Origin of the sequence: Pelomonas sp. CA6 (assembly GCF_022549225.1) — a bacterium.
Taxonomy (GTDB): domain Bacteria; phylum Pseudomonadota; class Gammaproteobacteria; order Burkholderiales; family Burkholderiaceae_C; genus Roseateles.
In genome coordinates, this window is the sequence record NZ_JAKZFD010000006.1 from 215,391 (window position 1) to 228,209 (window position 12,819).

General features: G+C 70.5%; 10 protein-coding genes. 7 read left to right on the forward strand and 3 right to left on the reverse strand.

Going from position 1 to position 12,819, the window contains the following annotated elements; all coding sequences use genetic code 11:
- Positions 1-15: 15 nt before the first annotated feature.
- The 7 genes from LZ017_RS12335 to LZ017_RS12365 are packed head-to-tail and all read left to right on the forward strand — an operon-like array spanning position 16 to position 8,036.
- Entirely contained in the window at positions 16-1,332 is a 1,317-nt protein-coding gene (locus LZ017_RS12335; protein WP_241397121.1) for a nucleotide sugar dehydrogenase, read from the forward strand.
- Between the two features lie 58 nt (positions 1,333-1,390).
- The gene (locus LZ017_RS12340; RefSeq protein WP_241397122.1) at positions 1,391-2,365 is read left to right on the forward strand and encodes a transglutaminase-like domain-containing protein; all 975 of its coding nucleotides are present in this window, start codon (positions 1,391-1,393) and stop codon (positions 2,363-2,365) included.
- Positions 2,362-3,516, forward strand: a complete 1,155-nt coding sequence (locus tag LZ017_RS12345) for a glycosyltransferase family 4 protein (RefSeq protein WP_241397123.1) — start codon at positions 2,362-2,364, stop codon at positions 3,514-3,516. Before LZ017_RS12340 ends, LZ017_RS12345 begins: the two co-directional genes overlap by 4 nt.
- A gap of 1 nt (position 3,517) precedes the next feature.
- Positions 3,518-4,900, forward strand: coding sequence for a phenylacetate--CoA ligase family protein (locus LZ017_RS12350; protein WP_241397124.1), 1,383 nt, complete (start codon positions 3,518-3,520; stop codon positions 4,898-4,900).
- A gap of 9 nt (positions 4,901-4,909) precedes the next feature.
- Positions 4,910-6,241, forward strand: coding sequence for a putative O-glycosylation ligase, exosortase A system-associated (locus LZ017_RS12355; RefSeq protein ID WP_241397125.1), 1,332 nt, complete (start codon positions 4,910-4,912; stop codon positions 6,239-6,241).
- Positions 6,242-6,285: 44 nt separating this feature from the next.
- Positions 6,286-7,035, forward strand: a complete 750-nt coding sequence (locus LZ017_RS12360; RefSeq protein ID WP_241397126.1) for a class I SAM-dependent methyltransferase — start codon at positions 6,286-6,288, stop codon at positions 7,033-7,035.
- On the forward strand, positions 7,035-8,036 hold the full coding sequence (locus tag LZ017_RS12365; protein ID WP_241397127.1) for a polysaccharide deacetylase family protein: 1,002 nt from the start codon (positions 7,035-7,037) through the stop codon (positions 8,034-8,036). Before LZ017_RS12360 ends, LZ017_RS12365 begins: the two co-directional genes overlap by 1 nt.
- Before the next feature lie 692 nt (positions 8,037-8,728).
- On the opposite strand, the gene LZ017_RS12370 is transcribed toward LZ017_RS12365, so the two are convergent.
- The 3 genes from LZ017_RS12370 to LZ017_RS12380 are packed head-to-tail and all read right to left on the reverse strand — an operon-like array spanning position 8,729 to position 12,693.
- A complete protein-coding gene (locus tag LZ017_RS12370) occupies positions 8,729-10,483 on the reverse strand; it encodes an asparagine synthetase B (protein WP_241397128.1) in 1,755 nt (584 codons plus the stop codon).
- Positions 10,484-10,540: 57 nt separating this feature from the next.
- Entirely contained in the window at positions 10,541-11,995 is a 1,455-nt protein-coding gene (locus LZ017_RS12375) for a lipopolysaccharide biosynthesis protein (RefSeq protein WP_241397129.1), read from the reverse strand.
- Positions 11,992-12,693 carry a tetratricopeptide repeat protein gene (locus LZ017_RS12380; protein ID WP_241397130.1) on the reverse strand — a complete coding sequence of 234 codons (702 nt, stop codon included), beginning with the start codon at positions 12,691-12,693 and terminating at the stop codon, positions 11,992-11,994. Before LZ017_RS12380 ends, LZ017_RS12375 begins: the two co-directional genes overlap by 4 nt.
- Positions 12,694-12,819: the final 126 nt, after the last annotated feature.

The following is a 12,819-nucleotide window of genomic DNA, read 5'->3' on the forward strand; positions in this document are numbered from 1 at the left end:
AGAGGGTTGAAGCGAATGAAGATCAGCATCTTCGGTCTGGGTTATGTGGGCGCGGTGTCGCTGGCCTGCCTGTCGCGCGACGGTCACGAGCTGATCGGCGTGGACATCGAGGCGGCCAAGCTGGAGCTGATCCGCGCGGGCAAGACGCCGGTGGTGGAAGAGGGCATGGTGGAGCTGATGGCCCAGGTGGCCGCCAGCGGCCGCGTCAGCGTCACCACCGACGCGCAGCAGGCGGTGCTGGACAGCGAGATCTCGCTGGTCTGCGTGGGCACGCCCTCGGCGGCCAACGGCAGCCAGGACCAAGGCGCCGTGCTGCGCCTGGCGGTGGACATCGGCAAGGCGATCGCGGCGAAGAAAGAGCCGCACATCGTCGTGTTCCGCTCCACGCTGGTGCCCGGCACCGTGGAGGACGTGCTGCGCCCCATCATCGAAAGCCATTCCGGCAAGAAGGACGGCGAGGGCTTCTTCCTGTGCTTCCAGCCCGAGTTCCTGCGCGAGGGCTCGTCCATCCGCGACTACGACAAGCCGCCGTTCACCATCGTCGGCGCCAACCACGAGCACCCGGTCCAGCGGCTGCAGGCCCTGTTCGGCCATCTGCCCTGCAAGTTCATCCGCACCTCGGTCCGCGCGGCCGAGATGATGAAGTACTGCTGCAACAACTTCCACGCGCTGAAGATCACCTTCGCCAACGAGACCGCCAGGCTGTGCGACGCGCTGGGCGTGGACGCCTTCGAGGTGATGGACCTGGTCTGCCAGGACACGCAGCTGAACATCTCCAAGGCCTACCTGAAGCCCGGCTTCGCCTTCGGCGGCTCCTGCCTGCCCAAGGACCTGCGCGCCACCAGCTACCTCGCCAAGGTCCACGACGTCGAGCTGCCCATGCTGGGCGCCATCCTGGAATCCAACCGGCGCCATCTGGACGTCGCGCTGGACAAGCTGCTGGCATTGGGCAAGCGCCGCATCGCCTTCGTCGGCCTGTCCTTCAAGACCGGCACCGACGACCTGCGCGAGAGCCCGCTGGTGACCCTGGCCGAACAACTGGTGGGCAAGGGCATGGAGCTGTCCATCTACGACCCCGAGGTCAATCTGGCGCGCCTGCTGGGCGCCAACAAGAGCTTCATCGAGCGCCATCTGCCGCACCTGGGCCGCATGCTGCATGCCAGCCTGGAAGAGGCGCTGGCCGAGGCCGAGGTGGTGGTCGTGGGCCTGAACGGCGCGGAGATCGCGACCCGTCTGGCGCAGCTGGTGCGCGCGGACCAGGAGGTGCTGGACCTGGTGCGTCTGCCGGCCGATCTGCCGCTGCGCGGCCGCGTGCAAGGCCTGGCCTGGTAAGCCGGTGAAGGCGACGCGACGCTCGAACGGGTGCTGGGGCGCGCTGGTGTGCGCCTTGATGCTGCTGTTGCTGCTGGGCAGCCTGCTGCCTTTCTTCGGCAGCGGCACCGAGCTCGTGCGCCTGCGCAACGCGCTGCTGATCGACGAGCTGCCCGCGCAGGGCAGCTGGACGCCCGAGCAGCCGCCGCCCGACTTCCTGTGGGAGCAGCTGCAGGCGCCGGAGTTCTTCCGCCGCCAGGTGAAGTCCCTGCAGCTGGAGCGCCTGCCCAGCGACTGGGACCGCGCGATGGCGATCGCCACCCATCTGCTGACCGGCCAGCCCACGCTGCTGGGCGGGCCGACCAAGGCCGACCTGCGCAGCACCTACGAGGCCATCATCGGCGAGGGCAAGGGCTATTGCGCCGACTTCACGCGCAGCTACACCGCGCTGGCGCTGGCCGCCGGCATGCCGGTGCGCTCCTGGGCCTTCTCCTTCGACGGCTATGGCGGCCACGGCCATGTCTGGGTGGAGGTCTGGCTGCGCGACCGCCAGCGTTGGCAACTGCTGGACGTCTACAACAACTACTACTTCACCGCGGGCGGCGAGCCGCTGGCGGCGATGGAGCTGCGCCAGGCGCTGCTGAAGAACGACCCGGCGCTGCGCCTGCACCTGATCGCGCCGCAGGCGCGTCCGGGCTATGCGGACGAGCGCAAGGCCTGGGACTATTTCCGCCGCGGCCTGCCGGAGTGGTATCTCTGGTGGGGCAACAACGCCTTCGATTACGACCAGTCCAAGGCGGTGCGCTGGTCCTCGCGGTTGGGCCGCGGGCTGGAGCAGCTGGCGGCCATCGCCGCGGGCGTGCATCCGCATATCCGCGTGCTGCCCGAGGCCGACGAGACGCGCGCGCTGGAGAACATGGAACGACTCAAGCTGTGGCTGCTGGCCGTGCTGGTGGGCTCGCCGCTGCTGGCCGGACTCACCGTCTACGCGGGGCTGCGCTGCCGGCGCGACCGGCGCCGCGCGCTCGCCGGGCAGGCGGAGGCGGCGCGATGAGCGCCGGCCCGATGCCGCCCGAGTCGCCCGCGCCGCGCGTCTGCCTGGTCGGCCCGCTGCCGCCGCCGGCCGGCGGCATGGCCAACCAGTGCGAGCAACTGGCCCGGCTGCTGCGCGCCGAGGGCGTGGTGGTGGAGCTGGTGCGCACCAACGCGCCCTACCGCCCGGCGTGGGTCGGGCGCATCCCCATGCTGCGCGCGCTGTTCCGCCTGCTGCCCTATCTGTGCCAGCTCTGGCGCGCGATCGGTCGCAGCGAGGTCGTGCATGTGCTGGCCAACTCCGGCTGGGCCTGGCATCTGCTCGCCGCGCCGGCCCTGACCCTCGCGCGCTGGCGCGGCCGGCCGGCCATCGTGAACTACCGGGGCGGGCATGCGGCCGAGTTCTTCGAGCGCGCGCCGCGCCATGTGCTGCGCACGCTGCGCGGCGTGGCGCTGCGCGTTACGCCGTCGGCCTTCCTGCAGCGCGTGTTCGCCGCGCATGGGATGGAGGCGGCCATCATTCCCAACATCATCGACTTGTCGCGCTTCGCGCGCCGCGTGCCGGCGCCGTTCGGCGACGCGCCGCACCTGATCGTGACGCGCAACCTGGAAGCCCTCTACGACAACGCCACCGCGCTGCGCGCCTTCGCCCGTGTCCGCGAGCGCTTCCCCGGCGCGCGGCTCACGGTGGCCGGACGCGGGCCGGAGCTGGGCGCGTTGCAGGCGCTTTCCCGCGATCTGGGGGTGCAGGAGGCGGTCCGCTTCGCGGGCGGCATGGACAATGCGGCCATGGCCCAGCTTTACGCGCAGGCGGACTGCATGCTCAACCCCAGCACCGTCGACAACATGCCCATCTCCATCCTGGAGTCCTTCGCGAGCGGCGTCCCGGTGGTCAGCACCCGCGCCGGCGGCATCCCCGACATGCTGACCCACGGCCGCACCGGCAGCCTGGTGGACATCGGCGACGACGCGGCCATGGCCCGCGAGGCCCTGGCGCTGCTGGGCGACGCGGCGCTGCGCCAGGCGCGCATCGACGCCGCCCACGCCGAGGCCCAGCGCTACGCCTGGCCGGCGGTGCGCAGCCAGTGGCTGGCCGCCTATGCCGAGGTGGCCCGGTCGGCGCGCCGCACGCTGCGGCCGGTGGGCCAGGCCCGCACGGGCGGGGAGGGCTGAGATGCTGGCCGCGCCCGTCGCCGCGCCGCGCTCCGGCCCCTACACCGCGCTGTGCTCGCGGCTGCTGTTCCCGCTGCATGAGCGCCTGAAGAAGCACGACTCGGTGGCCGTGCGCCGGCGGCTGGAGCAGAGCCAGTGGTGGTCGCCCGAGCGGCTGCATGAAGAGCAGGGCGCTCGGCTGCGCGCCTTCCTGCAGCGCATCGGCCAGACCGTGCCCTATTACCGCGAGCTATTCCGCGAGCTGGGCCTGGACCCGGCCGGCGTGCGCGGCGCGCAAGACCTGGCACGGCTGCCCTTCCTGGACAAGGGGCTGATCCGCCAGCACCGCGAGCGCCTGCTCGCCGATGGCCATGGCCCGGTGACGCGCTACAACACCGGCGGCTCGTCGGGCGAGCCGCTGGTCTTCTACATCGGGCTGGAACGCAAGAGCCATGACGTGGGCGCCAAATGGCGCGCCACGCGCTGGTGGGGTGTGGACATCGGCGACCCGGAGCTGGTGGTCTGGGGCAGCCCGGTGGAGCTGTCCACGCAAGACCGCGTGCGCCAGCTGCGCGACGCGCTGATGCGCAGCCATCTGCTGCCGGCCTTCGACATGTCCGAGGCCAATCTGGACCACTATGTGCGGACCATCGCGAGCACGCGCCCGCGCATGCTGTTCGGTTATCCGTCCAGCCTGTCGCTGATCGCCGCGCATGCGGCGCGGCGCGGCGTGCGCCTGGACCAGCTGGGCATCCGCGTGGCCTTCGTCACCTCGGAGCGGCTCTATGACGAGCAGCGGCGCCAGATCGAGGCCGGCTTCGGCTGCCCGGTGGCCAACGGCTACGGCGCGCGCGACGCCGGCTTCATCGCCCACCAGTGCCCGCAGGGCGGCATGCACCTGAGCGCCGAGGACATCGTCGTCGAGATCGTCGACCCGCAGGGCCAGGTCTTGCCGCCGGGCGAGAGTGGCGAGATCGTCGTCACCCACCTGGGCACCGGCGACTTCCCCTTCGTGCGCTACCGCACCGGCGACATCGCGGCGCTGTCCACCGCGCGCTGCGCCTGCGGCCGCGGCCTGCCCATGCTGGAGCGCATCGACGGCCGCAGTACCGACTTCGTCGTCGCGCGCGACGGCACGCTGATGCATGGGCTGGCGCTGATCTACGTGGTGCGCGACCTGCCGGGCATCGCGCGCTTCAAGATCGTCCAGCACACGCGCGAGCACACCGAGGTGCTGCTGGTGCGCGAGCAGGGCTTCCAGCCCCAGGCCGAAGAGCAGATCCGCCAGGGCTTCCGGCGCCGCCTCGGCGAGGCCGTGGAGATCACCGTGCGGCTGGTCGACGAGATCCCGGCTGAGAAGTCGGGCAAGTACCGCTATGTGCAAAGCCATGCGCTGGCAGGCTGAGGACCGAGCATGCGCGACCTGATCCTGGCCGGCTTCGTCTTCGCGCTGCTGCCCTTCATCCTGCGCCGCCCGCGCATCGGCGCGCTGGCCTGGGCCTGGCTGTCGATGATGAACCCGCACAAGCTGACCTACGGCTTCGCGCGCACCCTGCCTTTCGCGCAGATGGTGGCGGCGGCGACCATGGTGGGCCTGCTGTTCACCCGCGAGCGCAAGCCCTTTCCCTGGAACGCGATCACCGCGGTGCACCTGTGCTTCCTGCTGTGGATGTGCGTCACCAGCCTGTTCGGACTGGCGCCGGCGCAGGAGATCCAGGACCGGCTCATCTTCGTCGCCAAGATCCAGGTGATGCTGTTCGTGACCCTGATGCTGCTGCGCGACCGCGTGCAGATCGAGCAGCTGATCTGGGTGGTCACCTTCTCGATCGCCTACTACGGCATCAAGGGCGGCTTCTGGACCGTGACCACCGGCGGCGGCGGGCGCGTCTGGGGCCCGCCGGGCGGCATGATCGAGGGCAACAACGAGCTGGGGCTGGCGCTGGTGATGCTGACGCCCTTCCTCTACTACCTGCAGCAGACGGCGCAGAACAAGTGGATGCGCCGCGGCCTGGTGGTGTGCATCGTGCTCGTCGTGTTCTCCATCCTGGGCAGCCAGTCGCGCGGCGCGCTGCTGGCGCTGCTGGCGATGGCCTTCTTCCTCGGGCTCAAGGGCAAGCACCCGGTGCGCACCAGCCTCGTGTTGCTCGCGATGGTGGGCCTGGCCATCCTGTTCATGCCGGACAGCTGGACCAAGCGCATGGACACCATCTCGTCCTACGAGCAGGACGGGTCGGCGATGTCGCGCATCTATACCTGGACCACGCTGTGGAATCTGGCGCTGGACCGGCCCGTCGTCGGCGGCGGCTTCGCGACCGACAACCCGCTGGTGTTCGCGCTTTATGCGCCGCCGGGCGGCGTGGGCAGCTACACCGAGGGCGGCATCTTCGTCGCCCACAGCATCTACTTCCAGGCACTGGGCGAGCATGGCTTCCCGGGCCTTTTCCTCTACCTGCTGCTGGGCATCACGACCTGGCGCGTGGCCGGGCGCGTCGCGCGCGAGGCCGCCGACGACCCGGAATACGCCAGCTGGGTGCCGCTGCTGATGCGCATGTGCCAGGTCAGCCTGATGGGCTTTGCCGTCGGCGGCGCCTTCCTGACCCTGGTCCACTTCGACCTGCCGTACTACATCGTCGGCTACGTGGTGCTGACCGAGGCCAGCATGCGCGAGGCACGGGCCCGGCGTGCCCTGGCGGCGCCGCCGGCGGGGGGCCTCGCGGGCGCCCGGGCCCTGGGGTCGGGTCCATGAGCGCGGCGCGGCGCTCGATTGCAGAGCCATAGGAGGGTCGTCCAGTGAGCAGCACCTTGTCCGAGCGTCTTCTGCACAAGTACTACAGCGGGGCGGTCCATCCCTACCGGCTGTTCGAGCAGCATGCCGAGGCCCTGATGCGGCCGGGGATGACGCTGCTGGATGCCGGCTGCGGGCGCAGCGCGCCGGTGCTGCGCAAATACCTGGGCCGGGTGCAGCGGCTGATCGGCATCGACCTGGTCGAGTTCGTCGACGTCGCGCCGGGCATCGAGACCTACAACGCCGACCTGGGCCGCCTGCCGCTGGAAGACGCCAGCGTGGACCTGATCATGTCGCGCAGCGTGTTCGAGCACCTGGCCGACCCGCAGGCCGTCTATGCCGAGATGGCGCGCGTGCTCAAGCCCGGCGGCACGCTGATCTTCCTCACCGCCAACCTGTGGGACTACGGCACGCTGGCCGCGCGCCTGATCCCCAACCGCTGGCATGGGCGCGTGGTGCGCTATGTCGAGGGCCGCAAGGAAGAGGACACCTTCCCGACCCAGTACAAGACCAACACGCGCGGCGACATCGAGCGCCTGGCGCGCGGCAGCGGGCTGCGGCTGCAGAGCCTGGACTATCTCAATCAATACCCGAATTACTTCATGTTCAACGGCGCGCTGTTCTTCCTGGGCATGTGCTTCGAGCGGGTCACCAGCCGCTTCGACGCGCTCAAGCTGCTGCGGGGCTGGCTGCTGGTCACCCTGGTGAAACCGCAGGCGGCGGCCCCGTCGGCGCCGGGCGGGCAGGGGGGCTGATGGCGGTGGTGGACCTGTTGACGGCGTCGCTGGCGGCCGCGGGGCTCACGCTGGCGGCGCGGCTGGGCGGGGAGAAGCGGCTGCCCATCTTGATCTTCCACCGTGTGCGGCCCGAGGCGGACCCGCTGTTCCCGGGCGAGATCGACGCCGCGCGCTTCGACCGGCTGCTGCGTCTGGTCGGGCGCAGCCACCGCGTGCTGCCGCTGGGCGAGGCGGTGCGCCGGCTGCGCGACGGCCGCCTGCCGCCGCGCGCCCTGAGCATCAGCTTCGACGACGGCTATGCCGACAACGCCGAGGTGGCGCTGCCGCTGCTGCAGCGCCATGGCATGAGCGCCAGCTTCTTCATCGCCACCGGCTTCATCGGCGGCGGGCTGATGTGGAACGACGCCATCATCGAGGCCGTGCGCCGCAGCCCGCTGCAGCAGGCCGATCTGGCGCCGCTGGGGCTGGAGGGCGTGCAGCGCGTCGCGCTGCAGACCGAGGCCCAGCGCGCCGCGCTGATCGAGCGCCTGATCCGGCCGATCAAATACCTGACCCCCGCCGAGCGGGCGCCGCGCATCGCGCATCTGCGCGCGCTGCTGCAGGCCGGCGACGCGCCGCGCGACCTGATGATGGACCTGGACCAGCTGCGCCGCCTGCAGCGTGCCGGCATGGAGATCGGTGCCCACACCGTCAACCATCCCATCCTCGCGACCCTGACGCCGGCGCAGGCGCGCAGCGAAATGGCCGAGGGCAAGGCGCAGCTGGAGCAATGGCTGGACGCGCCGGTGCGGCTGTTCGCCTATCCCAACGGCCGGCCCGACCAGGACTACCGCGCCGAGCATGCCCAGCTGGCGCGCGAACTGGGCTTCGAGGCCGCGGTCAGCACCGCGCCGGGCATCGCCACGCGCGGCGACGACCCCTTCCAGCTGCCCCGCTTCACGCCCTGGCGCCGTCCGGGGGCGGCGTGGGTGGGGCAGTTGGTGAAGGCCTATCGGGAGCCGTACCGGGTGGCGGCTTGATTCTTCGTCCTTCGGGCGGGGGCTGTGGCGGGCTTGATGTTCGGTTTGGGACTGGTTTGATGCCTGGCTGCCAGGTTCCGGCCTGACGGCCGGGTCACTTTCTTCTGGGCCCAGAAGAAAGTAACCAAAGAAGAGGGCCTGAATACGATTTGACCGAGGCCCGCGTTACGCACCGCGTACCGGCCCGACCACCATCGAGGCCATCCCACCACTCAGGCATCAAGTCGCTCGCCGAGTACGGCTCGACTCCACATCGGGCCTCATGCCACGTCTCTGCCTCTGATCCTGGCTTCCACCATCAGGACAGACTCCATCGCGCGCCCTCGCGGCTGCAAACCTCGTGTAAACGGGGCGAGACGAAGAAAGGAAGACGAAGAAGCAGAGCGGCAGTGCGGCAGTGTGGGAGTGTGGGAGGTGCTCGGTGACGAGTCGAGCCGTACTCGGCGAGCGGGTACCGCGAGGGCATCGTGGGGGTGCGCGGTGGTGGTCGGGGAGGTTCTCGGTTCGAGCGGAGTTCTCTGTCAGATCGAGTTCAAAGCCCTCTTCTTTGGTTACTTTCTTCTGGGCTCAGAAGAAAGTGACCCGCCTGCCGGGGCGGGACCCGGCGGGGTCGGCGCGCGGCGCAACGGCGTGGGATGGCGACCACATGACCGGCACACCGCGAACCGAGCCGAACCCGAACCAAGCTCGATTCAATCGAGCCGATACCCCGGCATCTGTCCCTGCAGCCAATGCTCCAGCGCCAGCAGGATCCACACCATCTCGCCGTAGTAGCCCGGGTGCTCGGGCAGGCGCTCGTCGAGCAGGGTGCGCACGAACTCGGGGCGGATGAGCCGGCGCGCGGCCAGGGAGTCCAGGCCGTCGCGCATGATGCGCGCCAGCCCGGGGTCGCGGTGGGCCCAGACGCCGAAGGGCAGGCCGAAGCCGTGCTTTTTCTTGGCGATGATTTCGTCGGGCAGGAAGCCGCGCAGCGCCTCCTTGAAGAACCAGCGCAGCTTGTAGCCGCGCAGCTTCCAGTCGGGCTCCAGCATCATCGAGAAGGTGGTCAGCTCGTCGCTGAGCAGCGGATAGGCCACCTCCACGCCGGCCATCTGCGTGGCACCGCGCACCTTGGGCAGGTCGCTCTCGGCCAGGGTGTAGCGCCAGTCGTAGGCCAGCATGCGGTTGATCAGGCTGTGCGCCTGGGCCTGGCCCCAGACCTCGCGCATCTGGCGCAGCGGCGCCTGCGCATCGACGCGCTGCCAGAAGCCGGGCTCGAACAGGGTCTGCGGCCCCAGCTGCAGCAGCAAATTCATGCTCTGCAGCCGGTCCGGCATGGGCTGGCGCGAATGGCGTACATAGCCCAGCGCCTGGCGCACGCCGGGAATGCGGCGCAGCGGGTTGTCCTCGCCGCTCAGCGGCTCCAGCAGCCGGCGCAGCGCGAGTGGCAGCGCATGGTAGTGGTTGAGGAATTTCTGCGACGCGTAGCGGCTGTTGCCACCGAACAGCTCGTCGCCACCATCGCCGGCCAGCAGCTTGTCGCAGCCGTCGTTGCGCGCGTAGCGGGCGCAGTAGTAGGCCGGCAGCGCGGAGGAGTTGCCGAAGGGCTGGTCGTGGTGCTGGGCCACCGCGACGATGCTCTCGCGCAGGTCGGCCGGGGTCACGTAGTACTCGTGGTGCTCGCAACCGAAGCGCTGCGCGGCGATGCGCGCATAGGCCATCTCGTCGTAGCCCTCGGCCTCGAAGCCGATGGAGTAGGTCTTGGCCGGCCGGCCGCTGACCTGGCCCAGCATGCCGGCCACCGTGGAGCTGTCGGTGCCGCCGGACAGGAAGGCGCCGACGCGGGCATCCCCGTCCAGCTCCTGCGCCACGCCCTCGCGGATCAGGCCCAGGAAGCGCTCCTTGGCCTCGGCGAAGCCCAGGCGCTGGTGCTCCTCGAAGACCAGCGGCCAGTAGGACTGCAGCCGCGCCTCGCCGCGCTCCCACAGCAGCGCATGCCCGGGCGGCAGGCGCAGCACGTCGGCGAACACGGTCTGCGGCGACGGGATGCAGTGCAGCAGCAGGTAGTCGTAAATGGCCTGCAGGCTCAGATCGCTGCCGCGCCCGGGCACGCGGTCGGCGCGCTCGGCGAAGGCCAGATGGCCGGGTGCCAGCCGGTAGCACAGGGTTTCGCGCGAGAAGCGGTCCACCGCCAGCAGCGCCTGACCGCGGCGCGCGTCGACCAGCGCCAGCGCGAAGCCGCCGCGCAGCTGCTGCGGCAGCGCGGCGCCATGGCGCTCCCACAGCGCCAGCACCTCGGTGGCGTTCAGCGGCTTGCCGTCGGCGCCATGCGGCCGGCCCCGCAACACGCAGGCCAGCCCGGGCTGCTGCGCGACCGGGCCCTGCCAGCCCAGCCGGCGCGCGGGCGCATCGTCGGCCTCCAGGTCTTTCAGTTGCGACTGGCTCAGGGCACCAAGCATCGTGTTCATGTCGTGTCGTGGTCAGCGGTGGCGCCGACGGACGGGGCGCCGTCCGCGGCTGGGGGTTCAGGGGGCGGGCCGGAGTCGGCGCTGGATCTGGGTGGCGGCCTGCGCGACCTCGGCCCACAGGGGATGGCGGAAGCTGCGCAGCGCCAGCAGCCACATCCCCAGGCTCAGGCCGCCGCAGCCCAGCAGGTAGTGCAGGTAGTTGGATTCGTTCAAGGGCATCGCGAAGACCCACAGCGCCGGCAGCAGCGCGCCGGCCAGGCTCACCTTCAGGCTGGGCGCGCAGGCTTGCAGCAGCTGGTCCAGGCGCAGGCCCAGGCTGCGCTGCAGCAGCCACTGGTTGAAGGCCAGGTTGAGCAGCGCCGCGCCGACCAGGGCCCAGCACAGGCCCATCAGCCCGAAGGGGATGACCGCGAACAGCGCGGCGACGTAAATGCCCTGGTGCACGAACTGCGCCATGTTGGCGCGCGAGGCCTGGCCGTTGGCCAGCAGCGCTTCCTTGGCCATCCAGTGCACCAGGTCCAGCGCGGCGGCCAGGCACAGCACCTGGGCCAGCGGCACCGAGGCCAGCCACTGCGCGCCATAGACCAGCCGGATCGCCGCGAACGCGCCGAAGCCGGTGAAGATGAAGAAGGGCCAGCCCACCGCCGTCAGATAGCCCACGCTGCGGCTGTAGGCCTCGCCGACCGGCTGGCCGGCGCGCTTGGCCTGCGCGTAATAGGGCAGGCAGACCATCAGCAGCGCGCGCATCACCAGGCGCTGGAAGATCTCGTTCAGCCCGTTGGCGCGGCTGTACAGCGCCACCTCGGCCAGGCCCTCGGCGCGGCCGATCACCATTTCGGGAGCGCCGCGTCCCAGCTGGCCGAAGATGTAGATGCCGCTGACATGCTTGCCGAAGTGCAGCACGTCGGCGATGCCCTTGAGCCCGGGCATCAGCGGCGAATCGGCGGGGCGGTAGTACTGCGCCACCGCGACCGTGATCGCCACGCCGGCCACCGAGGACCAGGCCAGCGCCATGTGCCCCATGCCGGCCCAGGCGCAGCCCACGGCCACCGCGAAGCTGAGCAGGTTGGACAGCAGCCCGGCGACGAACTGCGGCTGGAAGTTCAGCTCACGGCGGAAGCGCGCCATGGTCACCGCGCCGAAGGGGATGAGCAGGAAGTTCAGCGCCTGCACCCGCATCACGTCGCCGACGCCGGGGTTGCGGTAGAAGTCCGACACCCAGGGCGAGCCGACCAGCAGCAGCAGCGCCATGGTCCAGGAGACGCCGATGTTGACCGTGGTCGACGCGCGGATGTGCTCCTCGGTCAGCGGATCCTTCTGCATCAGGTATTCGGCGACGCCGAAATCGCGGAAGGTGCTGGCCAGCGCCGCGAACACGGCGGCGATCGCGAACACGCCGACCTGCTCGGGCGTCAGCAGGCGCGACAGGATGACGGTGGACGCCAGCTGCAGCGCCAGGCCCAGGTAGCTGTCGGCCAGCGTGTAGACCAGCGAACGGCGGACGGTGCTCAATTCGCGTCGCCAGCGGCGGAGGCGGGAGCCGAGGCCTCCGGTGCGCTGGCCGGTGGCGCGGCCAGCGGCACGGTGTCGGGGTCGCCACCCAGCTCGCGGTACAGCTTCTTCAGCGCCGGCGCGCCGCTGAAGCTCAGGCCGGTGGCCACCAGCTCACGCGCCTCGGCCTTCTTGCCGATCTTGGCCAGCACCTCGGCCCAACGCGCGTAGGCGGGCCAGTAGTCGGGCTTGAGCTGGCGCGCTTCCAAGAGCGCGCCATGGGCCTGGTCGTAGCGGCCGAGCTGGATGGCGTATTCGCCGATGCGCAGCAGGATCTCGGGGCGCAGCAGCATCTCGGGGCCGGAGTTGGCGAGCACGTAGATGCAGTCGGCGATCGCCGTGCTGAGCATGTGGTTGCGCTGCGTGGTGTCGGTGACGAAGCGCGCGCGGCTGGCGTTGATCAGCGCCCAGCAGTAGTGGTGCAGCGAGCTGAAGGGTTTGGTGCCCAGGATGCTGGTCCAGCGCTGCACGCGCGGATGCTGCTGGTCGGGCTGCGCCGCGTGCTTGCCTTCGGGAAAGTAGGGGATGGTGTCCGGGCAATAGGGCGGCAGCATGGCCATCTCGCCCGGCGTGATGTTCTCGGGCGCGGCCCGGCTCTCGGCGGGCACCAGACCGGCCAGCAGGGCGGCGAGAGCAAGGGCGATGGCAGGGCGACGCATGACGGATCGGCGGCAGAAAGGGACCGGGCGCAGGCTGCGCATCTGGGCGGGATCTTAGCAGCGGGGGTCTGGCGCCCGGAGGGCCGCCGCCCCCCGACATGGGCGGTGCGGCGGGGCCACCGGTGC

Coding starts and splice junctions, on each gene's coding strand:
- LZ017_RS12350 (WP_241397124.1), top strand. CDS start 3,518: ATGCTGGCCGCGCCCGTCGCCGCGCCGCGCTCCGGCCCCTACACCGCG.
- LZ017_RS12380 (WP_241397130.1), bottom strand. CDS start 12,693: ATGCGTCGCCCTGCCATCGCCCTTGCTCTCGCCGCCCTGCTGGCCGGT.
- LZ017_RS12345 (WP_241397123.1), top strand. CDS start 2,362: ATGAGCGCCGGCCCGATGCCGCCCGAGTCGCCCGCGCCGCGCGTCTGC.
- LZ017_RS12340 (WP_241397122.1), top strand. CDS start 1,391: ATGCTGCTGTTGCTGCTGGGCAGCCTGCTGCCTTTCTTCGGCAGCGGC.
- LZ017_RS12365 (WP_241397127.1), top strand. CDS start 7,035: ATGGCGGTGGTGGACCTGTTGACGGCGTCGCTGGCGGCCGCGGGGCTC.
- LZ017_RS12355 (WP_241397125.1), top strand. CDS start 4,910: ATGCGCGACCTGATCCTGGCCGGCTTCGTCTTCGCGCTGCTGCCCTTC.
- LZ017_RS12335 (WP_241397121.1), top strand. CDS start 16: ATGAAGATCAGCATCTTCGGTCTGGGTTATGTGGGCGCGGTGTCGCTG.
- LZ017_RS12370 (WP_241397128.1), bottom strand. CDS start 10,483: ATGAACACGATGCTTGGTGCCCTGAGCCAGTCGCAACTGAAAGACCTG.